This is a genomic window from Synergistaceae bacterium DZ-S4 (assembly GCA_025943965.1).
Taxonomy (GTDB): Bacteria; Synergistota; Synergistia; order Synergistales; family Synergistaceae; genus Caenicola; species Caenicola nitritireducens.
This window is the reverse complement of the sequence record JAPCWD010000002.1, coordinates 13,454-35,028: the sequence shown is the minus strand read 5'-3', so window position 1 is coordinate 35,028 and position 21,575 is coordinate 13,454. Positions and strand designations below refer to the sequence as shown.

General features: G+C 48.9%; 20 protein-coding genes. All 20 read right to left on the bottom strand.

Annotation, left to right across the window (positions count from 1 at the left end; translation table 11 throughout):
* Nucleotides 1-110 precede the first annotated feature (110 nt).
* The 20 genes from OLM33_01580 to OLM33_01485 all read right to left on the bottom strand — a co-directional run bounded on the left by OLM33_01580 (nt 111) and on the right by OLM33_01485 (nt 21,522).
* Complete coding sequence (locus OLM33_01580) at nt 111-1,058, bottom strand: glycosyltransferase family 9 protein (GenBank protein MCW1712366.1); 948 nt, start codon at nt 1,056-1,058, stop codon at nt 111-113.
* Between the two features lie 40 nt (nt 1,059-1,098).
* Nucleotides 1,099-2,094 carry a glycosyltransferase family 4 protein gene (locus tag OLM33_01575; GenBank protein ID MCW1712365.1) on the bottom strand — a complete coding sequence of 332 codons (996 nt, stop codon included), beginning with the start codon at nt 2,092-2,094 and terminating at the stop codon, nt 1,099-1,101.
* Between the two features lie 39 nt (nt 2,095-2,133).
* The gene (locus OLM33_01570) at nt 2,134-3,960 is read right to left on the bottom strand and encodes an O-antigen ligase family protein (protein ID MCW1712364.1); all 1,827 of its coding nucleotides are present in this window, start codon (nt 3,958-3,960) and stop codon (nt 2,134-2,136) included.
* Between the two features lie 90 nt (nt 3,961-4,050).
* Nucleotides 4,051-5,406 (bottom strand): replicative DNA helicase, encoded by a 1,356-nt coding sequence (gene dnaB / locus OLM33_01565; GenBank protein ID MCW1712363.1) that lies wholly within the window; start codon nt 5,404-5,406, stop codon nt 4,051-4,053.
* A gap of 1 nt (nt 5,407) precedes the next feature.
* A complete protein-coding gene (rplI, locus tag OLM33_01560; GenBank protein ID MCW1712362.1) occupies nt 5,408-5,854 on the bottom strand; it encodes a 50S ribosomal protein L9 in 447 nt (148 codons plus the stop codon).
* A complete protein-coding gene (locus OLM33_01555; protein MCW1712361.1) occupies nt 5,838-6,803 on the bottom strand; it encodes a YybS family protein in 966 nt (321 codons plus the stop codon). The genes rplI and OLM33_01555 overlap by 17 nt, the downstream gene beginning before the upstream one ends.
* 77 nt (nt 6,804-6,880) lie before the next feature.
* Entirely contained in the window at nt 6,881-7,126 is a 246-nt protein-coding gene (gene rpsR, locus OLM33_01550; protein MCW1712360.1) for a 30S ribosomal protein S18, read from the bottom strand.
* 18 nt (nt 7,127-7,144) lie between these two features.
* A complete protein-coding gene (ssb, locus tag OLM33_01545; GenBank protein MCW1712359.1) occupies nt 7,145-7,684 on the bottom strand; it encodes a single-stranded DNA-binding protein in 540 nt (179 codons plus the stop codon).
* A 5-nt stretch (nt 7,685-7,689) separates the two neighbouring features.
* Nucleotides 7,690-7,974 (bottom strand): 30S ribosomal protein S6, encoded by a 285-nt coding sequence (rpsF, locus tag OLM33_01540; protein MCW1712358.1) that lies wholly within the window; start codon nt 7,972-7,974, stop codon nt 7,690-7,692.
* A gap of 87 nt (nt 7,975-8,061) precedes the next feature.
* A complete protein-coding gene (locus OLM33_01535) occupies nt 8,062-8,361 on the bottom strand; it encodes a septum formation initiator family protein (protein MCW1712357.1) in 300 nt (99 codons plus the stop codon).
* Nucleotides 8,362-8,393: 32 nt separating this feature from the next.
* Nucleotides 8,394-10,061, bottom strand: a complete 1,668-nt coding sequence (gene argS, locus OLM33_01530) for an arginine--tRNA ligase (protein MCW1712356.1) — start codon at nt 10,059-10,061, stop codon at nt 8,394-8,396.
* Between the two features lie 39 nt (nt 10,062-10,100).
* A complete protein-coding gene (locus OLM33_01525) occupies nt 10,101-11,927 on the bottom strand; it encodes a hypothetical protein (protein MCW1712355.1) in 1,827 nt (608 codons plus the stop codon).
* A 14-nt stretch (nt 11,928-11,941) separates the two neighbouring features.
* Nucleotides 11,942-14,635, bottom strand: coding sequence for a preprotein translocase subunit SecA (gene secA, locus OLM33_01520; GenBank protein MCW1712354.1), 2,694 nt, complete (start codon nt 14,633-14,635; stop codon nt 11,942-11,944).
* A gap of 194 nt (nt 14,636-14,829) precedes the next feature.
* Complete coding sequence (locus OLM33_01515) at nt 14,830-16,053, bottom strand: M20 family metallo-hydrolase (protein MCW1712353.1); 1,224 nt, start codon at nt 16,051-16,053, stop codon at nt 14,830-14,832.
* Nucleotides 16,054-16,138: 85 nt separating this feature from the next.
* On the bottom strand, nt 16,139-16,690 hold the full coding sequence (gene pgsA / locus OLM33_01510; protein MCW1712352.1) for a CDP-diacylglycerol--glycerol-3-phosphate 3-phosphatidyltransferase: 552 nt from the start codon (nt 16,688-16,690) through the stop codon (nt 16,139-16,141).
* Between the two features lie 206 nt (nt 16,691-16,896).
* On the bottom strand, nt 16,897-17,601 hold the full coding sequence (locus tag OLM33_01505) for an ABC transporter ATP-binding protein (protein ID MCW1712351.1): 705 nt from the start codon (nt 17,599-17,601) through the stop codon (nt 16,897-16,899).
* The gene (locus OLM33_01500) at nt 17,588-18,376 is read right to left on the bottom strand and encodes an ABC transporter ATP-binding protein (protein MCW1712350.1); all 789 of its coding nucleotides are present in this window, start codon (nt 18,374-18,376) and stop codon (nt 17,588-17,590) included. The genes OLM33_01505 and OLM33_01500 overlap by 14 nt, the downstream gene beginning before the upstream one ends.
* Nucleotides 18,377-19,423, bottom strand: a complete 1,047-nt coding sequence (locus tag OLM33_01495) for a branched-chain amino acid ABC transporter permease (GenBank protein MCW1712349.1) — start codon at nt 19,421-19,423, stop codon at nt 18,377-18,379.
* Nucleotides 19,420-20,313 (bottom strand): branched-chain amino acid ABC transporter permease, encoded by an 894-nt coding sequence (locus OLM33_01490; GenBank protein ID MCW1712348.1) that lies wholly within the window; start codon nt 20,311-20,313, stop codon nt 19,420-19,422. The genes OLM33_01495 and OLM33_01490 overlap by 4 nt, the downstream gene beginning before the upstream one ends.
* A gap of 75 nt (nt 20,314-20,388) precedes the next feature.
* Nucleotides 20,389-21,522, bottom strand: a complete 1,134-nt coding sequence (locus OLM33_01485; protein MCW1712347.1) for an ABC transporter substrate-binding protein — start codon at nt 21,520-21,522, stop codon at nt 20,389-20,391.
* Between the last annotated feature and the right edge of the window lie 53 nt (nt 21,523-21,575).

The following is a 21,575-nucleotide window of genomic DNA, read 5'->3' as shown; positions in this document are numbered from 1 at the left end:
CGGTCCAAAGACCATCACTCCGATCAGCAAATTTGACAAACAAGAATATACAACAGGACATTATTGCTATGAATATAAAAATATTATAACAGCAACTTTGGTGTCCAAATTTATTTTAAATTAGCCAGACAGTCATAAACAGCAATTGGAGAAATAGTATCCATACAGGGTTTGCTGCATTCAAAATTATGGCATCCTTTATCCGGACAATCACAATAAAAAACGTTTTTTAAACTTTCAACATATAAAACATCGTTTATTGATGAAGGTCCAAACATTGCTATCGTCTTTTTTCCAAGAGCTCTGGCAATGTGGATGGCTCCCGTATCTCCCGAAACAGTAACACAACTGTTGTCAATAACCTGCACAAGCTCTGTGACCGACAGTTTTCCGACTAAATTTTTCAGATTGTTATTCCCTACTGAATCAGCAATTATATCAGCATTTTTTTCTTCTTCGGGGCCGTTGCCGGTAAGATACAGGGAATACCCTGACGTTGCTGCTGTCTTGCAAAATACGATCCAGTTTTTCACCGGCCATCTTTTTTTCTCATAGCTGGCGCCAATCGCTGCTGTTATTATCATTTCATCATTCTCTTGATACAACATGCTTTTTATACGGTCCGCAATTGGCGGAGCATAAAGATACTTCGGACAAGCAGAGATGTCGTCGGTATTATCGTAAATCGAGTCAAAAGAGTGAACGGTATGCGCAAGCGGAAGCCTGTACCTGTCTGAAAATCTTTGAGGGATATTTGAGAAAAAAGAAAAAAAACTACTCCTGTCAGTATTGTGCATATCAATAAGAATATCAAATCCTCTTGAACGAACATCTTTGATCGTTTTTATGAATCCTTTGTTACCTTCTTTTTGCCTGTCCCAGGTCATCAAATCATCTACCCAAGGCTGATATTTCACTATGTCCTTATAAAGTGAATCCACCAACCATGTCAGATGCCAATCGGGATGTTTGCGTTTAATTTCTTTTGCGTAATAATTTGATATTATAACGTCGCCAAGTGATGAAAATTTCAAAAACAAGACTTTTTTATTTTTCATCTGTTTTTCCCCGGATCATAATTTTGTAAGAAGTCCATATTCAACTGTTGATCAATTCCTTGTATACCGCCTCATCTGAATCTATCATTTTTTTTAATGTAGGAATGTTGGAAACAGGTATCATTATTTTAGTCCTCCCCGTACAGATAAAATCTTTTATCGCGGCATGCCATTGAGGAATATCCCCCGGGGGTACAAGTCCTTCTTTTGATCCAGCCATCTCAGTCACCGATGGAATATCCGAAGCAATTACCGGTATCCCAATTTGCACTGCCCTCGCGAGCGTCAGAGGCATTCCTTCTGTATATGACGGAAACAGAAGACATGACGAATTTGCCATATAATGATCGACCATGTCGGAGTACCCTCGAAAAAAGACCCTGTCCGATATTTGAAGCTCTTTTGCCAGAGATTCCAGTTCTTTCCTCTGCGGACCATCTCCAAGCACGTCTAGCGTCCACTTAAGGTCTTGGGGCAGGGCCCTCAAGACATCATGAAGCCCTTTCACAGGTGATAGCCTGCCAACAAAAAGCAATTTCACAACTTCTTCACTTTTCTCAGACCAATAACGCTTAGGATCATCAAGACCGTTTAAAATCACTTGGGCATTCTCATAGAAACAGTTTTTCATGCCCTCTTTTACAGCAGTACTTACACAGATCACCCTGTCGGCCCTTCGATATGGATAATAAATAAATGGGTTTTTGTTTCCAAAATCAACATGAGCGGTAACTACAAATCGAATATTTGTTGATCTTGAAGCCCACAGGGCTATCCATGCAGGGACTCTCGAATGTGCGTGTATCAGTTCCCATCCTTCACTCTTTATCCGGGAGGATATTTTCCCCGAACAACACAATGCAGTGAAGGGATTCTTCTTATGTACGGGAAGCTGCCAGTGAAGTACTTTGTCAGAGAGCTGGCTCTGCATCTGTCCTCCGTTTGATATTACCAGAACATCATGCCCTCTCTCTGCAAGTTCGTTGGAGAGGTCGATGACATGGCGCTCGACACCGCCTATATCCAATTCAGGCAATACCTGGATGATGCGCATTATTCTGTCACCTGCCCTGCCTTATTCAGGCTGTTTGCTTTCAGATAGACTCCCCGATACATTTTTTATCCCGGCCGGAGGAAGATATGGGACCAATACCTTGAGCAGTTCCTGGTTTCTGATCTGCCTCGCCAGATTCAGAAGCTCCATCAGCTGTTTGGCCTGCGGCCTTATGGTGAAGGATCTGTACATCTGGTTTATCGCATTTGCCCAGTCTTGGGGATCCCTGGTCACCTTTGCAACTGCCATCAGATGGTTGGCATACTGTTCTTCAGCCTCATCTTTTGTCATTGCTTTGGCTCTTGCTTTTTTTATGAACTCGGCCTGCAGTTCAGCCTGATCGGTATCTGCTGCATACCTCAGGTATTTATCGCCCGCAAGTCCGTTCCCAAGAAATACCAGGCCGAATACTGATATCGTGCAGATAAAGATCCCCAATACCCTGTATATCGATGTATGCCTGACCTCTGACCAGGAGTAGCTCAGCGGAAGCAGCTCCCTGTTCGCTATCGCGAAAGCAAGGGAGAGCCATACTGCGTTCTCTATCCTGTGGAAGGGCCTGCTGAATATCGCGTCGAACAATATCAGAAAAAGCATCGCACAGGCCCATGAGGCTTCCAGAGAAAGAATTTTCTTCTGCGAGAGGAAGCTGATGAATCTCCATATCCACCAGGCAGCAGCTGAAACAAGGAGCACAGTCCCAAAGATGCCAAACTCGGCAAACCACTGCAGGTACTCATTATGTGCCCAGTATGTGAACTGCCACTCCATATCCGGGTCTTTCTGGAAAGCAAGCCTCTGTCCCTCAAGGTAGTGCCACTTATAATGGCCTATGCCCACACCTTTTACCGGGTGTCCCATAAATATCGCCCAGCTTGTTTTCCATATTCCACGCCTTTTGCCAAAGCTACGGGTGTCCATTACCATGTCCATGGTCTTGTTGAGGAGAGCATAGGCACGGCCAAACCCAAAATAGCTCATCCCTATGTTGAGTGCAAGCATCAGCAGGACTATTCCTACGCCCTGTCCGACCTTTTTCAGCATCTGTTTTCTGCCGTTTTGCATAAATATTATGGATATGATCAAAGTTCCGGTGATAAGGGAGAGAAAGCCTGCCCTGGTCGTGGAATTCCACATGCCCCATGAATTAAGTGCCAAAAGCCCAAGGTTCATGTACCTGATCATACCCGCCCATCTTTTGTTGTGCGTCAAGTCATCCGAAACTTCTGAATAAGCTGCATTGAGGTATATGCCGTTCATTACAGCCATTGCCATCCACAGTCCGAACATTTCCTGCTGGCCTGTGTTTCCGATGTAGTTGCCCGGTACGTTCATGATGAAGGGGAAAGGTCCGTTCATATTTCTGATCAGCAGTTCCGCGAAGACCACATTAATACCGGCGTTGATGTTCGCGACCCAAAGGATGGTCCTGTGTGCTTTTGCATCTTTAAAGAGGTTGAAGGAGAAAATATAGATGGCTGTCAGGGTCGCGAAGAAGAACCATTCCTTCATGAATGTGGACCACGAGGAAATATTTACCCAGATTGTCTGGACAGAAATATATCCGAGCATGATGAGCCATAAAAAACCAAAGAGATCTATCCTGAAATCTATACGTTCATTCCCGTACAGTGTAAGGGAAATACCGCCAACGACTGAAATTATCGCGACAGGTACCATCGCGAAGGTCCACTTCATTATGTGGAGCGTATCAAACCAGGTAATGCCTGAATATATCAGATTTGGCAGCCCCAAAGAGACAAATATCAGAAAATAAAAGATCCTCGGGTGAACAGCATAAATACCGTTGGCCGGTGATCCCGGTTCGGATAAAGTCTTTGACTTCACTTGCAGATCCCCTTCAACGAAATGTGCCACGAGCAAATACACGTGGACAATATGAGGAAACAGTGAGGGAAAAAATCAGTCCCTTCACTGTCAGTAATTTCCGCTGAGTTTGCTTGCAAACCTTGCACACTCTTTGAAAAATATCAGGTCTACCTTGCCGGTCGGGCCGTTTCTGTTCTTTGCCACGATGACTTCAGATGTGGGGTCGACCGTCTCACCCTCCTGAGCGTAATATGCTTCTCTGTACAGGAATATTACCATGTCCGCGTCCTGCTCTATCGCTCCGCTGTCACGAAGGTCTGAAAGCTGTGGTTTTTTGCTGCCTCCGCGCTTTTCCACGTCCCTTGAAAGCTGCGAAAGTGCCAGTACGGGCACTTTAAACTCCCTGGCTATGCCCTTGAGCGCTCTTGATATCTCAGAAACTTCCTGCTGTCTGTTTTCAATCTTCCGAGCAACGTTCATGAGCTGAAGGTAATCAAGCACTACAAGTCCTTTCCCTGCTCTATGCTTGGCAAAAAATCTCCTGCACCTGCCTCTGAGGTCAAGCGTGTTCAGCGTAGAACTGTCATCAATATAAATAGGGCTTTTCGAAAGTCTGCCCGCAGCCTTTGACAGCTTCTGCCACTGCTCGTTCTGGACCCTGCGCGATTCGAACATCTCCCTCAGATTGACTTCCGATTCAGCTGCGAGCATCCTCTGAGCTATCTGTTCTGCTGACATTTCAAGGCTGAACATGAGGACAGGTATGTCTTCCTGAAGCGCTGCATGCTGAGCGACATTGAGGGCAAAGGCTGTTTTACCCATGGAAGGCCTTGCAGCCAGTATATAAAGGCTCCCTGGCTGAAGCCCGCCCGAGAGTTTGTCAAAATCAGTAAATCCTGACGGGACTCCCGTGATTTCAAGGCCTCCGGCCAGCCTCTTCTCTATCTCACCAATGGCCGAGGAAACTACTTCCCTTGCGCCCTTTAGCCTGGCGGATCTTCCTGTCCTCGCGATCTCAAAGACCTTTTGTTCTGCGGTCTCAAGGGCTTCGTCTATTCCGATCTCCTCGGAAAAACCCATCCTCGAGATGTCGCTTCCTACGGTGATCAGACCCCTGTGTACAGACTTATCCCTCACAATGCTTACGTGGTACTCCACATTTGCAGTCGTTGTGACCGCATCCATAAGTTCTGCCACGAAAGGGAGCCCGCCCAGACGATCTTCAAGGCCGCGCTTCTTAACTTCTTCCCTGAAGGTCAGTGAGTCTACGGCGCAGTCCTGTTCAGCCATGGAAGCGATTATCTCAAAGGCTGTCCTGTGTCTGGGATCATAGAAGTCATCGGTCCGCAGGCTTTCTATGACTATCAGCAGGGAATCCCTGTCAATTAGGCATGAGCCGAGAACTGAACGCTCAGCCTCAAGATTGAAAGGCGGTATTCTGTCAAATTCCCTGTTTGTGCTCAATTTACTCTGACTCCACCTTAAGTGTCATCTCGGCATCCACACCCGCGTAAAGTTTGACCTTAAACCTGTATTCACCGGTCTGTTTGACTGTTTCTTCTATTTTCAGGTCTTTCTTGTCGACAGGCACACCGTACTGGGATGTGAGGGCATCTGCTATCTGAGCATTGGTCACACTTCCGAAAAGTTTGCCTCCCTCTCCGGTGTTGACCTTTATTCTTACTACTTTGCCGCCAAGTTTCTTTTTCGATTCCTCGGCGATCTTTAGTTTTTTGTCATCCTTGATCTTCTGAGTCATCTGCATCTGCTGAAGTTCACGGATCTTACCCTCCGTTGCCTCCTCCGCGAGTCCCCTGGCAATCAGGAAGTTACGGCCGTAACCGTCGGCAACCTCAAGAAGATCGCCCTTCTTCCCTATTTTATTGACATCCTGTTTAAGAATCACTTTCATTGTTCTTCCTCCTTATTCGGGCACGTAAATCGTACCAGATATCAAAGATGCCTACCATAGATAAAATATAAGAAACAGGGGAAAAGAGGGCACCGAAGAGCGAAACAGGTACTTTGACAGCTTTTGGGATACCTCTGTATGTCATATAGTACCAACATAGTGAAAGGCCTTCCACCATGAAAATGGCTCTCAGGACCTCCATCAAGTTTGCAGATATCACCATGTAGACTCTCTCATCGGGAAAGGCTTTGCCGGCCAGGTCCATTATCACTGCAGCAGCAAGCGCCCAGAAAAGATTTCTCGGGAAACGCCATGTTCCGAATCCCGGCAACGCAGCGAGTGCTCCCCATCCGGTCATTCTCATTATGTACGAGGCGGCTCCGTATGTGGCAAAAGTATCGATGGCGGAGAAAAAAATGATCATTGACGGCATCAGGAGCGAGACTGTTTCAACCATTGCCAGAGAGTAATTTTTTATGACCTCTTCAGATGTGCCGATCCCGCCAGATGAGAGCGCTTTTGCCAGAGATGAAACTATCTCCTCTGCCGTTTCGGGCGACATAGCAACGGGGTTCATTCCTGAAACAGCAGTGAAGGCCATAATAAGGATCATCTTCGCAATTATCGAAGCTGCAACGGAGATCAGGACAAAATCGACACCCTTTTCGACCCTGCGGGCTACATACCCGAACACAGCTCCAAGGACCCCAAATTCCAGGGCGTACATGAAAGCCGGAAGGTATCCGAACATCATCAAAGCTGATGCGGAACCGAACATCACGCCCAGAAGCGACTCACGGAAACCCTGTCTTATCCCGAGGACCATGAACGGAAGAGGTGCGATCACAATAAGAAATGGTGCTGCAAATGCTACATACATGCCTCCGGAGAACATCACCAGACTCAACAGTATCCAGGACAGCCATTCAAACATAATTTTAAATCTCACATTCCGACCCCCGTAAATACAATAAAAAAAGAGAGAGCCCTGCGGCCCTCTCCAATTATACAGCACAGACTCGTTTTTTAATCTGATGTGAAAGGCAGAAGAGCAATAATTCTTGCCCTCTTTATAGCCCTTGTGAGCTGGCGCTGATGCTTCGCACAGGTCCCGGTCACACGACGCGGCACTATCTTACCGCGTTCTGTAACATATTTTTTAAGTTTTTCCACTTCCTTGTAATCTACGTGATCGATCTTATCTACGCAGAAATGACAAACCTTCGGCCGGCGTTTGCGGCGTTTGCGGTTAAAATTCGAACTGTTTTCCATCAAAGACTCAACCCCTTCCTAGAATGGTATCTGCACGTCTCCAGGTCCCTCGGTCCCACCCATCTCAGAAAAATCAAGGGGGAATTCATCTTCGAATCCTTCCTCTTCTCTCAGGCTTCCCATGTCTCCGCCGGAAACAGCGTCTGAATGCATTCTGGCATTCCCATAATTCTGCTCTGAGTTGGAAGAGGATCCGGAAACCCCTTCATCTTCCCTTCGCGGTGAACCAAGGAGAACAATATTGTCAGCGACGACTTCGGTCACCCACCGGTGCTGTCCCGTTTTGGCATCGTCGAAATCACGGACGCTCAGGCGTCCTTCGACCAAAACAGGGCGGCCCTTCTTCAGATAGCGGTCGCAGATATCAGCAACGTAGTTCCATGCGGACACGTTTATAAAATCTGTGTGGCTCTGCAGTTCTCCTGACGTCTTATTTTTCCACTGACGACCGATCGCTACAGTGATCCTGGCTACCTTCTGTTTACTTGGAGTGAATCTCACGTCTGGGTCTCTTGCCAGGTTACCCATAATGATAACTCTGTTGTACCCGCGAGCCATAACGCTTACTTCTCCTCCAGGTTGACGACCATCTGACGTATAACCTGGGGTCTCAGACTGAGGAGACGTTCCATCTCCTTCACCTGTGCCGGGTCGAGTTTAAACGTATACAGAACGTAGAAACCCTCGAGCTGTTTTTCGATGGGGTAGGCAAAACGCTTTTTGCCCCAGATATCCACCTTTTCCAACTCTGCTCCCAAACCGCGCACGACCTCGGCAATCTCTTCTGAAACCATTTTATGGTCTTCAAGATCTGCCTGAAGAATCAAAACCATTTCGTAAGATCGCACGTACTTCACCTCCTCCCTTTGGACTCTGGTCTCTTTTCAAGAAAGAGACAGGGACATACAATCAGAAACTATAGCACTTAAGTCCGGCTAGTGCAAGACATCGTTCGAGGTTATTTCGATCTTGTACATGACCTCGCCAGAAAGTACAAGGTTGAACTGTTCCCTTGCAAGCCTCGCTATTCCCTCAGGTGTGCTGTAGTATTCGATTTTCTGCTTCAGCTCCTGTGACTTCCTCTCTTCCGTGACAAGTTCTTCCATTCTTTTATCCAAAGTATCCGAAAGTACGTCTATTTTTTCGAGCTCTTTGAAAAAAGAGGTAAGAAGCACCGCTATCAGAAAAGTGATCGCTGCGGCAAATATGATCCACCGCAATCTTGGAGCTTTCATTGTCTGCCGGCCGGTTGATCCACGGTGATCCTTTACATTTTTTCAGGAGCAGAGACTCCAAGGATAACAAGAACGTTCTTAAGAGCTATCTTGGCTGCTTCCATCAGAAGGATGCGTGTTTTCATAAGAGGCTCATCAACACCGAGTATCCGCTGGCTGTTGTAAAAGGAATGGAAAGCCTCCGCAAGTTCTGTTGCGTAATATGCTATCCTGTGCGGCGCAAACTCGTCCGCAGCCTTTTCCACTTCTTCGGGAAGCCTCGATATCGCTTTCGCAAGGTTTATCTCTGTCTGGTCAGTGAGCTGAGAAACATCGAACTCGTCAATTGACGGAAGAGTTATCCCCCTTTCCGCCAATTCACGGTATATGCTGCAGATCCTGGCGTGAGCATATTGTACATAGAAGACGGGATTCTCTGAAGTAGCCTTCTTGGCCAGTTCAAGATCGAAATCAAGAGTGCTGTCACAGCGGCGCATGACGAAGAAGAACCTTGTGGCATCTACGCCCACCTCGTCCATTATTTCTCTCAGGGTAATTATGGTCCCGGCACGTTTGGACATCTGGACCGGTTTTCCGTCCCTGAGAAGGTTCACCATCTGGATCAACAGCACATCCACCGCCTCGTCCGGATGGCCGAAAGCCTTATTCACCGACTTGAGCCTGGGGACATATCCATGATGGTCGGCTCCCCAGACGTAGATGAGCTTTTCAAAGTTTCTGTCATATTTGTTTTTCAGGTAAGCCACATCAGATGTAAAGTATGTCGGCACTCCGTTAGTCCTTATGAGGACCCTGTCCTTGTCGTCCCCAAAAAGGGTGGACCTGAACCACAGGGCCCCGTCCTCCTCATAGGCAAAATCCCTCTTCTTAAGCTCTTCCATAGCAGGGTCGACCTGCCCGTTGTCATAAAGTGATTTTTCTGAGAACCAGACGTCAAAGGTCACCCCGAACTCTTCAAGGTCCTTACGGATCATCTCAGTGACGATCTTGCCAGTCTCGACCGAAAAAAATTCAACTGTATCTTCGAGGGGCCTTTGTGCAAGGGAATCTCCGTAATTATCAACGAACGATGCGGCTATTTCCGTCATGTATTCCCCATGATATCCGTCTTCGGGCATCGGAGCTTCTTCTCCTCTTCCGAGGGCGTCGAAATAACGCGACTGGGCCGATTTGCCAAGAAGTTCCATCTGAAGGCCCGCGTCATTTATGTAGTATTCCCTTTCTACATCCCAACCCGCAAAGTCGAGTATAGAGGCTGTAATATCACCCACGGCTGCGCCGCGGCCATGTCCCATGTGCAGCGGACCGGTAGGGTTGGCGCTTACAAACTCGACCTGGACCCTCCGGCCTTTGCCCGAATCGACCCTGCCGTAATTCTCATTCTTAGATATCGCACTTTTCACAGCCTCCGAGATCCAGTTTGAGGCGAGCGTGAAGTTGATAAAGCCCGGCCCCGCGGCTTCAGCCTTCTCAACTGTCTCTCCAAGAGGAACCTCTTCGATCATCTTGTCCGCAAGTTCCCTGGGCTTCAGGCCGAAAGGCTTTGCAAGCTGCATCGCTATATTGGTCGCCCAGTCGCCGTGCCCGGTCTGTCTTGGACGCTCAAGGCGCACAATGAAGCCATCGGGTATCTCCTTATTTAGATCCCGGGCTATCTTTTCGACAGCATTTTCAAGTATCTTCTTCAGTTCCTCTGTCATGTTCTGCAAGTTCAAGCACTCCTTAATGGTTTAAGACTTTTATTTCCTGAAAGGAAGGTCGAGTACAGGCCATCTCATGCACGCCGCAAGCTCTTCCTTTAAAATTGCCCCCAGGCGGTCGTCTACTGTTACGCTTTTTACTGTCCAGGTACTGTCAGCTATCAGTTCCGCTTTTTTGGGCCAGTGTATTATTGATTCCCTGAGCACGGCCTTTGTTCCCTCACCCAGTTTTTTGAGCGGAGGTGACTGGATCATTTTATATCCCGGAGGCATATTCATCCTTATCTTCTGATCTATTATGAAGGGAAAACGCAGGGTATAATTGTTCTCCTTGCCTATCATCTCCCCTACCCTTGCGGGAACTCCTCCGGGAAGGCGAAGCAGCAGGTCGTCCTTCAGAACTATCCCCGGCACGCACTTGACTTTGAAATCAAGCCTGTATCCTGTTTTTGTGGGTTCGACAGAAAGAGGATCCATTACCATCCCCGGAATTGCAAAGTTGACTCGCCTTCTCACAAAATCGCTCAGTCCGCTCTGTGAAGGGAGATGTCCGTCAGACATAAGCTGAGTCCAGCCACCGCTGACAGTTATGCTGAGTATCCCCTCTGCAGAACCTGACTCGTTGAGGTCAAGTCTCCACAAGAACTCCAGTTTATGATCCGCCGGACTTCCTGAACTGACCCTCTTTTTTTCCACATTGCCGTCTTTAAGCCTGTAGAGAAGCGCTCCTGCTATAGAGGGGGCCGTCACCCCGTAAGCTGATGTCTGGCCTGCCTGATAAAATTCAGCCTTTCCGCCGGTCGGAGAGAGCTCAAGGACCGGAGCGGTCCATAAGCTCGTGGAGCCGGGGCTCTCTGCGTCGAGTTCCACTGATGTCTGCCACCATATCTTTGTATCCCAGCCAAGGCTGCCAAGCCATTTATTAAGGAGAATGGTCTGCTCCCATGGGGTCCAAGGGCCGGCTTCAGGGATGTTTTCCGGAGACCTGACCCAGTTGCGCGGGTAACCTGCCAGTTTCCTCGACGGTCCACTGATCCACTCCATAAGCCTTAGTCCAGTTTTTGCCCTGTCCCCTGAGAGTATTGATTTTGGGATGTTTATATGGGGAAATGTTTTAACTAACTCATCCATTGCCAAAAGGCTCTGATTTATTCCTTTTTTTGAACTGAAGGAGAGGCTGGGTCTCTTGTAAACCACAAAACCTTCTCCCTCCCATTTTTCCTGATTCATAACTGTCCATTTGAATTTCTGCTGTCCGGACGATTTTGTGACCAGAGGATCCTTGATATCCCTTCCGTGCCAGTAGAGTTCCCTTCCTTCCGGAAGCTCTGCCGTTACATTCTGCTCCCAGATAGGAAGGGGGCCCGCCATATCAATGGTTTCATCGACACCGTAACGCTTTTCATGTTTAGTCCTCACGATGAGCACTATGACTCTCCCCACGGCTTCATCCGGGGTAATGACCTTTTTTACCGCCGCTCCTCCGTCAAGCTTTTCCTCCGAGAGGGACAGATCACCCTCCTTCATGGAAGTCATCGGGTTGTACCATGAGGCCTCAAGTATCTCAACAGAACCCTCGGGAGGGACAGGCAGCCGGATCTCCTTGACCTGTTCGGGTATATATTCTCCTGCAAGCACCACATAATAATGCGTATTTTCCATCGTTCCGTCGTTAAGCATCCTGAAATCGTTGTTCTTTAGCCAGACTACCGATGCAGCTCCGCTGAAACCCTCTATGGAGGGAACTTCCTTGTTGAGCCTTCTGATCTCCTCGCCGGTGTTCCAGGCCTCAGTTGCGGCAGGAAGGACCAGCAACAGGGCGAGCATTGACAAAAATACCGAAGTCCAACTAAAAACTCGTCTCATAAGATACCTCCCGGTCATCTGCCGCAGCACTGCTTGTACTTCTTGCCGCTCCCGCATGGGCAGGGATCGTTGCGTCCTACTTTCCCAACGTTCACTATGGGCTGAGTCTTTTGCGCGGTAGCCAGTGCCCCCGGATTTTCCATCTCTTCGCTGTACCCCGATATCTCCGGGATATCAAGGGCATCCCGGCTCTCTATCCATCTTGCGCGGCTCTTCTCTTTCTCCTTGTTCACGACGGACACCCTTAGTGCAAACTCAGTGATACCCTCCCTGATCTGAACAAGCATCGTCTGGAAGAGGCTGAAAGACTCGAACTGATATTCAAGGAGAGGGTCTTTCTGGCCTATCGCCCTCAGGCCGATCCCCCTTCTCAGCTCATCCATGGCAAGCAGATGCTCCTTCCAGTTGGTATCAAGGATCTCCAGGAAAATATAGCGGAAGATCTGCTCCGACACTTCGGGGCCGAGCTCATTGATCTTCTGGCTGAACCTTGACCTTATCTCTTCAAGAATTACAGGTTTTGACTCTTCTAAGTCCTCTTTAGTCTGTACGTTTTCAATATGCTTTGACATCCCGGGCCAGAAAAGCGCGTTAAGTCTGATGCTTACTGAATGTATATCGGGTTCTCCCGAATCATTGTCCTCAAATACCTTTTCGAGGAGCGAGAGGGCCGTGTCTTCAAGTACGCCAAGAGTTCTTGAAGCGATATCGGGGTCGTTCAGTATCTCGCTTCTCTCCTTGTATAATGCTTCACGCTGCTGGTTCATTACGTTGTCATAGGCCAGGAGCTGCTTTCTTATGTCGAAATGCATCTCCTCAACTTTTTTCTGCGCATTCTCAATGGCCTTGGAGAGCAGGTTGTGTTCGATACACTCTCCCTCTTCCATTCCAAGCTTTTCCATTATGCCCTGTATCCTGTCACCGCCAAAGAGGCGGATAAGGTCATCTTCCAGCGCGATGTAGAAGCGGCTCTCTCCTGGGTCGCCCTGCCTTCCTGAACGCCCGCGGAGCTGGTTGTCTATACGTCTTGATTCATGCCGCTCGGTACCTATGATCCGAAGGCCTCCGGCCTTTATCACCGCATCATGCTCCTCCGAACAGATCTTTTTAAATTCTTCCAGGACCTGTCTGTATTCCTGCTCATTTTCCTTAGGATCGAGCCCCTGTTTGTGCATCTCTTCCCTGGCAAGGAATTCAGCATTGCCCCCGAGCACTATGTCTGTTCCGCGGCCTGCCATGTTGGTAGCCACTGTGACTGATTTCAGGCGTCCCGCCTGGGCAACTATCGAAGCTTCCTTGTCGTGTACCTTTGCGTTAAGGACGCTGTGGGGTATTTTTCTTGCTCTGAGCAGCCTGCTGACCTTTTCGGAGTTCTCTATCGAGGTGGTGCCGACAAGTATGGGCTGCCCCTTTTCATAGGCTTCTGAGACCTCATTTGCTGCCGCGTTGTATTTTTCTGCTACGGTCCTGTATATCGCATCGTGATGATCGTCCCTTATCATGGGCATATGGGTCGGCATGACGATTACTTCAAGCCCGTATATTTCCTTGAATTCCTCCGCCTCAGTCAATGCTGTGCCCGTCATCCCGGCAAGTTTTTCGTACATCCTGAAATAATTCTGCAGCGTTATGGTGGCAAGCGTCTGATTTTCCCTTCCGACCTTAACCCGTTCCTTGGCTTCGATAGCCTGGTGAAGTCCGTCTGAGTACCTTCGGCCGAACATCAGTCTTCCTGTAAACTCGTCGACGATAACTATTTCTCCCTCTTTGACCACATAATGTACGTCCCTCTGGAAGAGATGGTGCGCTTTGAGTGACTGGACTATCTTGTGTGAAAGAGATGAGTTTGCGAAATCTGTGAAGAGGTTTGGAAGATTCATCAACTTTTCGGCTTTTGCGATGCCGGCCTCTGTGAGTGCAAGATTGCGCTCCTTTTCCTCGACCTCGAAATCGGTGCCCTTAATAAGGTCCCTTGCCACTCTGTCAGCGGTACGGTAGGGTTCGGTATCGTCTTCCGAGGGTCCGGAGATGATCAGAGGAGTTCTTGCTTCATCTATCAGTATCGAGTCAACTTCATCGACTATACAGTAGTGGTGTCCCCTTTGGACCTGCTGTTCTTTCTGTATCGCCATGTTGTCCCTGAGATAGTCGAATCCAAATTCACTGTTGGTGCCGTATGTAATGTCCTTTCGATATGCATCAAACCTGTCTTCCTGATCCATAAAGGGAGATATGACACCCACCGAAAGTCCCATGCCTCTGTAAACAGGTCCCATCCACTCGGCATCGCGTGCAGCTAGATAGTCGTTTACCGTTACTACGTGGACTCCGTGTCCGGCTATGGCATTCAATGCTACCGCCAAAGTCGCGACAAGTGTTTTACCCTCTCCCGTTTTCATCTCGGATATCCTGCCCTCATGGAGAGCGATCCCACCCATGAGCTGCTCTTTGAAATGACGCAGGCCCAGAGTTCTTACTGAGACCTCCCTCACCCTTGCGAAGACTTCCGGGAGTATGTCATCAAGCGTCTCACCTTTTTCCAGCCTGTCTCTGAACAACGATGATGACATTGCAAGTTCCTCATCTGTCAGCTCTTTTATCTGCGGTTCGAAGGAATCTATTATTGAAGCTTTTTCCTCATAACGGGCTATCGCTCTGTCATTTGGATCCAATCCAAGTGCCTTTATGACACCGCTAAACAATCCCATTCATAATCCACCTCTCAGAAACATAAGACGTACCTTTTGTTTGGATATGTTTTCCCATCGGATGATTATATCCTTTTATGTATGCGGCAGTCAAAGCAATATGACCTATATGATCCATAGCCGACATATAAAAACGGTGCCGGCTGCGATAGGCAGACCGGCCCCTTTCCTGTTTACACCGATGTTATATTCGGTCAGTTCTTGTTAAGCATCATGAGGGCGAAGACCTTCGCTTCGTTTACCATGTGGTCTATCTCGGCATACTCGTTGGGCATATGTGCAACGTCGGCTTCCTGACACCATACAACGGCCGGGATCCCTTCATCACGGAAATATTTAGCGCATGTCCCTCCCCCGACTCCGCCCACGTGGGGCTCGAATGCGTAAACGTCCATTATTGCTTCCCTAAGCATCCTGACAACTGGTGAATCGGTGGGCGTGGGAGCCGGCGCCTGCTCCTTCTGGAGGAATTCGTATGTCACTCCGACATTCCTTCTCTCCCGGATTTTTCTGATCTCGGCATCAACGACCTTCAGCACCTCTTCAAGAGGTATGTTCGGCAGAACTCTGCAGTCAAAACAGAAAACTTCACGTCCTGGAACTGTGTTCACATTCGGCACGTTGGCATTGCGCCTCGTGGGTTCGAAAGTTGAAACTGAGGGGTCAAATATTTTATCCTCATCGGGGAATGCTTTGTGAAGCGCCGAATCAAGAGCACATGAAAGCTCGTTAGCAGCCCTGCAGGCGTTGCTGCCAAGCCCCGGTTTGCTCGCATGCACCTGTTTCCCCTCTACAGTGAACTCTATCCAGCAGATGCTCTTCTCCGCTATCTCGATAAAATCGCCCTTTTCATTGCCTCCGTCAGGAACTATCACGAGATCATCAGGGCTGAAAAGACCCTCTTTGATCAGATGCCTTATCCCGTGAACACTTCCTACCTCTTCGTCCGCTACGAAACAGAGGCAGACTTCAAATTCAGGGGTTAGTTTCAGCTCCTTCAGGGCTGCAACCGCATAAAGTGACGAGACCAGTTCCTGGCAGTTGTCGTTGGATCCCCTCCCGTATATTCTCCTGTCCCTGACGACTGCTTTAAAGGGATCTGTGTCCCATAATCCCCTGTCACCTTCCGGGACCACATCTATATGTGAAACGATCCAGAGCCGTCTCGATGTTTTTCCGGGTATCCTGAAGATAAGATTCGGCCTTACCCCTTCTTCGGCTGCCGGATCCGCAGCGTTGTATACCTCGGGCTTTCCAAAACCCATCTTTTCCAGGCTCTCTGCAATGTATGCCGCTTTCCTGTATTCTCCGGCACCTCCGCCAAGCGGGCTTATTGCCGGTATCCCGATCAGTCCGGAGAGCAGCGATACCATCTGCGGTTCGAATCTCTCAATGGTCTTATAAAGGTCATCCTTCATGTTATAAATTCCTCCCCTTTGTTCCGAATCAAAAATTCGGCTCATACATTATTTCTTCCGGATGCTGTTTTTGCAAAAAAACGGCTCAGTCGAGCAGGTCAATGCATTTGACCAGATAGTCCCCTCCCGACCATATCGTGAGGACCATGGCGACCCACATCACTGCAAGGCCTCCGGGCAGATTGAAAATAAGCAGTATTATCCCTATTATCTGGCTCACGGTTTTCAGCTTGCCGCCTTTTGACGCCGCGATCACGACACCTTCTGAGGCCGCTATCATTCTGAGTCCGGTAACTATAAACTCCCTTGAGATTATCACTACCACCATCCATGCAGGGACTCTGTGAAGGTCTACAAGTGCGACCAGGACAGCAACGACCATTATTTTGTCAGCAAGCGGGTCAATAAATTTACCCAGGTTAGTCACTATACCCCTTTTTCTTGCAATATAGCCGTCGGCTGCGTCAGTCAGGGAAGCGATTATGAAGATAACACCGGCCAGAAGATCTCCTATGCTGACCCCTTCGATAAATCCGAACTGAGTCCTCAATGTAAGGAATACCATCACAACAGGAACGAGAAAGACTCTCGATATGCTGAGCAGATTTGGCAGGTTCAGTGCAGAAGGTATTTTCATGGCTTCCTCCGCTTTAGGAATATTGTGTTTTTTGTTTTTGCAGTTACATTTTATACTACAACGACTGCTTTTAACAGCATTGATAAATCAGTATTTTATAAAGCGGTTACGGTTTATGCTTAATTGGGTCTATCAATTAAAAAACCCGCTGCGGCCATCCTGCAGCGGGAACTATCCTAATAATTTTTTGCATGTAGGAAATAACGTCAGCCCCCAAGGTAGGCATCTATGACCCGCCGGTCTTTCAACAGGTCTTTGCCTTTGCCCTCAAGCGTTATTGCCCCGACTTCAAGGACGTAGGCGTAGTCAGCGACATTAAGGGCTCCAAAGGCGTTCTGTTCGACAAGAAGTATCGTCTTGCCCTCCTTGTTGATCTCGCGGATTATCTCAAAGACCTCTTCTACCAGAAGAGGGGCAAGTCCGAGGGACGGTTCGTCCATCATAATAAGTTCCGGGTCGCTCATCATTGCCCTTGCAAGGGCAAGCATCTGCTGCTCCCCGCCCGAAAGGGTCCCTCCCTTCTGCCAGGCCCTTTCCTTAAGCCTCGGGAAAAGTCCGAATGCCCTTTCAATGGAGTTCTCAAGACCTGACTTGTCTTTGCGTACGTAGCCGCCAAGTTTTAAATTTTCAAGGACGGTAAGCTGAGGAAAGATCCTTCTGCCTTCCGGACACAGTGCTACTCCCGACATCAGTATCTCTTCCGGGAGGAGTCCCAGGAGGTTTTTGCCCTTCCAAGATATGCTTCCGGTCTTACCCTTTACCAGTCCGGCAACAGATCTCAGGGTACTGCTCTTTCCTGCACCGTTGGCACCTATCAGAGTTACTATTTTCCCGATGGGGACTTCCATCGATATACCTCTTATGGCATGTATGCCCCCATAACGTACGTTGAGGTTCTCAATTTTCAGCACAGACGGCAGCCTCCTTTCCGAGGTATGCCTCAATAACTTTGCAGTTGGAACGTATCTCTGCAGGGGTGCCTTCTGCGATCAGCTGTCCGTAGTCGAGCACTCTGATCCATTCGGATACTCCCATGACGACCTTCATGTCGTGCTCGATAAGGAGGATGGTAAGTTCGAACCTGTCCCTTATCTGCCTTATGAAATCCATAAGTTCCCGGCTTTCCTGGGGGTTCATTCCGGCTGCAGGTTCGTCGAGCAGCAGGAGTTTGGGTTCAGTGGCAAGCGCCCTTGCTATTTCAAGCCTTCTTTGGGCTCCGTAAGGCAGTCCGGTAGCTATCTCCTTTGAAAGATGCCCCAGTCCGACCGCATTCAGAAGTTCCATCGATTTTTCCCTTATTCCGCGCTCTTCTCTGAGAAAACCCGGAAGCATCAGCGGCGCTGTCCACCATGGCGATCTCTGGCGCACCCAGCATGCCGTCATTACGTTCTGAAGGACAGTGCCTCCCGCAAATAGCCTTATATTCTGGAATGTCCTGGCAATACCTGCTCTGCACACATCATGCGGCTTCATTCCGGTTATATCTTTGCCCATAAAAAAGACTTTGCCTTCAGTGGGAGAGTAAAAACCGGTGATTATGTTGAAGCATGTGGTCTTGCCCGCACCATTCGGACCGATCAGGCTGGAGATGCTTCCCTCGCCGATATCTATGGTGAAGTTTCCGACGGCTGTCAGTCCGCCGAACCGTATCGTCACTTTTTCTGTTTTGAGAACGGATCTGGCCATCTATTCGTCCTCCTTTTTGTTCCCGAAGCATCCGGCCACGCTGTCCCAGCTGAACTCGTACCCCCCTATTATCCCTTCCCTGCGGTAGAGGATAATGAAAAGAAGGACCAGTGAGAAGATGACCATCCTCATTCCGGGGATGCCAGCGATCACAAAGGAACCTATCTCGATCGTGTCTTCGACAAACCTGAGCCATTCAAGCAGAACTGTTATGACGACCGCTCCGACCATCGATCCTGTTATCGACCCAAGTCCGCCTGCAACAACTATCATAAGGATGTTGAAAGTAAGCTGAAAGTTGAACATCTTGGGGTCGATCGTCGTGATCAGGCTTCCCATCAGCGCCCCCCCCACTCCGGCAAAAAAAGCGCCTACAGCAAATGATATCGCCTTGCACTTAAAGGTATTTATGCCCATGGCCTTTGCAGCGACCTCATCGTCGCGTATGGCCCTGAGGCAGTTCCCGAAGTTGCTGGAGAGGAGTTTTACTATCACGTAGAAGGTAAGGATGCACCAGAAATAATTCCACCCCAGATCGGCATATGGAGGTATTCCCTTCAGCCCCAGCGCTCCGTTCGTTACAGGAGTAATATTGGTGAATACCACCCTTATTATCTCGGCAAAACCGAGCGTGGCTATCCCCAGATAGTCTCCACCCAGGCGAAGGACGGGCAGGGCTATGAGAAGACCCAGCACCGCGGCGACAAGGCCGCCCGCTAGGACTGATACAAAGAAGGGTGCCTCCAGGACGGAAAACGGCCATATTATCGGTTCAAGTATGTACATCATCTCTTTTTGTGCGGCAGGAAGGATCAGGATGGCGCTAACATAGGCCCCTATCGCCATGAAACCTGCATGGCCGAGCGAGAACATTCCTGTGAAGCCGTAAATCAGGTTGAGGCTGAGTGCAAGGATAGCGTTGACCGCTATCAGGTTAAGCACCTGTACCTTGTAACCGTCGAGGTTGCCCTGCGCCCACCATAGAAAGACCGCAAGCATAAGGGTCAGTGAGAGGTTGAGAATGATCTTTGTTTTTTTCTCCATCATATCTTGTCCTCCAGTTTCTCACCCATCAGCCCGGTAGGCTTTACGAAAAGTATCATTATAAGCAGCACGAAGGCAAAAGCGTCCCTGTAACCCGAAAGTGCCGGGAAGAACGCTATTATCATTATCTCAATGAATCCAAGCAGGAGACCTCCGATCATCGCTCCCTGAACAGAGCCAATGCCCCCGAAGACCGCAGCGATGAACGCCTTGAATCCGGGAAAGACTCCCATGAACGGGTGGATCTGCGGATACCTGAGCGCCCACATTATGCCTGCGGCTGCTGCAAGGGCTGAGCCTATAGCGAATGTCAGGGCGATTATCCTGTCTACTCTGACCCCCATCAGACGGGTCGTCTCTATGTCCTTTGATATGGCCCTCATCGCCAGTCCGGGCGGAGTTTTGTAAAGCACCCATAAAAGAGCCGCAACGAGCAGGAAGGAACTCACTGGGACAAATATTGCCAGCGGAAGGATCCTTATATTGCCAAACTGCATTACAGTTACAAGCATCTCAAGCCTGGGCATCGGTTTCGGGACCCCGGTAAAGAGCACCAGGCAGATATTTTCAATAAAAAATGATACTCCGATCGCGCTTATGAGAGCTGATATCCTCGGAGCATCCCTCAGAGGCCTGTAGGCTATCCGGTCCACCATTACTCCGAAAAGTGCCGTACCCGCGATCGAAAGGACGACCGCTGCGACCCAGGGAAGGTTGAGCAGAGTTATTGCAAAAAAAACGAAGTAGGCGCTTATCATGAAGATGTCGCCGTGTGCGAAGTTGATCAGCCTGAGTATACCGTAGACCATGGTGTAGCCGATAGCGATCAGGCCATAAAGGCTTCCAAGCGTCAACGCATTGAATGCGTGCTGAATAAACATGTCCAGAGTCATAACTTATTCTCCCCGCTCTCGAAAAAGGGGAGGGATAAACCCTCCCCCGTCTTAGGAGCATATGCCGTTAATTTATTATTTAGGTTCTACTACAGTAAGGAATATCCTCTTACCGTTCTTGATCTGCATGATCCCGACAGACTTCTCTGCGTCGTGGGAAGCGTTGATCGTTGTATTTCCTGTGACTCCGGGGAAGTTCTTTGTTGCAGCGATAGCTGCCGTTATCTTCTCAGGATCGTCGCTGTTTGCACGCTTGATGGCATCGAGGATGAGCATATAGCTGTCATAACCGCATGCTGTGAGTGCGTTGGGGTCCTTGCCGGGGAAAGCTTTCTTCCAGTTTTCTGTGAATTTCTTGGCTATCGGGCTCATTTTGGGCATCTCGGGCGCATATGCGAATGTAGTGTAGCTGAAACCTTCGACAGAGTCTCCGCCGATCTTGACTATTTCGGGGTTGTCCATTGCGTCGCCGCCCAAAATTTTGAACTTGGCGCCAAGTTCCTTGGCTTGGCGCATTATTATCGCGCCTTCGGCAAAGTTTGCAGGGATGTAAAGAACATCAGGGTTCTTGCTGATTATCTCCGTAAGCTGGGCTGTGAAGTCCTGGTCGCCCTTCTGATAGTTCAGTTTCGCAACAATTTTGCCGCCGTTTTTCGTAAAACTGCGCTCGAAGAATGACGCGAGTCCCACGCTGTAGTCCTCAGTTACCTCTATAAGGCATGCCGCTGTCTTTGCCTTCAGCTCTTCCTTGGCGAAGGCAGCTGCGCCTGCTCCCTGGAAGGGGTCGATGAAGCATACGCGGAAGACGTACTTTTTGCCCTGGGTAACAAGGGGGTTGGTGCAGGAGGTACCCACCATCGGGATACGGGCCTTCTCGGCGACTTCTCCCCCCGCCATTGCAAGCGAAGAACCGTATGTCCCAATTATTGCGTTGACCTTCTCTTTTTCTACAAGCCTTTTGACTGCATTTGCGGCTTCGACCTTGTCGCTCTTGTTGTCGACGAATATGATCTCAACCTTTTTACCGAGTACGGTCGGTGCTTCCTTGTGGGCCAGCTTAACGCCGTCAAGCTCAAGCTGTCCGCCTATCGCGTTTCCTCCTGTTACAGGGAGGTAAACTCCGATCTTCACCGTATCTGCTGCCATAGCCATTCCTGCCATGACGAGTATGATACAAAAAGCCACCATGATCTTCTTCGTTAACTTCACTGCAGAACACCCTCTTCTCAACTGGATTTTTTATTACAAAAACTGAAAAATTG

Excerpts from the sequence above, each read along its gene's own strand:
- rpsR (MCW1712360.1), bottom strand. The coding sequence starts at position 7,126 with ATGGAAAACAGTTCGAATTTTAACCGCAAACGCCGCAAACGCCGGCCG.
- pgsA (MCW1712352.1), bottom strand. The coding sequence starts at position 16,690 with ATGAAAATACCTTCTGCACTGAACCTGCCAAATCTGCTCAGCATATCG.
- OLM33_01500 (MCW1712350.1), bottom strand. The coding sequence starts at position 18,376 with ATGGCCAGATCCGTTCTCAAAACAGAAAAAGTGACGATACGGTTCGGC.
- OLM33_01580 (MCW1712366.1), bottom strand. The coding sequence starts at position 1,058 with ATGAAAAATAAAAAAGTCTTGTTTTTGAAATTTTCATCACTTGGCGAC.
- ssb (MCW1712359.1), bottom strand. The coding sequence starts at position 7,684 with ATGGCTCGCGGGTACAACAGAGTTATCATTATGGGTAACCTGGCAAGA.
- OLM33_01535 (MCW1712357.1), bottom strand. The coding sequence starts at position 8,361 with ATGAAAGCTCCAAGATTGCGGTGGATCATATTTGCCGCAGCGATCACT.
- OLM33_01525 (MCW1712355.1), bottom strand. The coding sequence starts at position 11,927 with ATGAGACGAGTTTTTAGTTGGACTTCGGTATTTTTGTCAATGCTCGCC.
- OLM33_01490 (MCW1712348.1), bottom strand. The coding sequence starts at position 20,313 with ATGACTCTGGACATGTTTATTCAGCACGCATTCAATGCGTTGACGCTT.
- OLM33_01495 (MCW1712349.1), bottom strand. The coding sequence starts at position 19,423 with ATGATGGAGAAAAAAACAAAGATCATTCTCAACCTCTCACTGACCCTT.
- argS (MCW1712356.1), bottom strand. The coding sequence starts at position 10,061 with ATGACAGAGGAACTGAAGAAGATACTTGAAAATGCTGTCGAAAAGATA.
- rplI (MCW1712362.1), bottom strand. The coding sequence starts at position 5,854 with ATGAAAGTGATTCTTAAACAGGATGTCAATAAAATAGGGAAGAAGGGC.
- OLM33_01515 (MCW1712353.1), bottom strand. The coding sequence starts at position 16,053 with ATGAAGGATGACCTTTATAAGACCATTGAGAGATTCGAACCGCAGATG.
- secA (MCW1712354.1), bottom strand. The coding sequence starts at position 14,635 with ATGGGATTGTTTAGCGGTGTCATAAAGGCACTTGGATTGGATCCAAAT.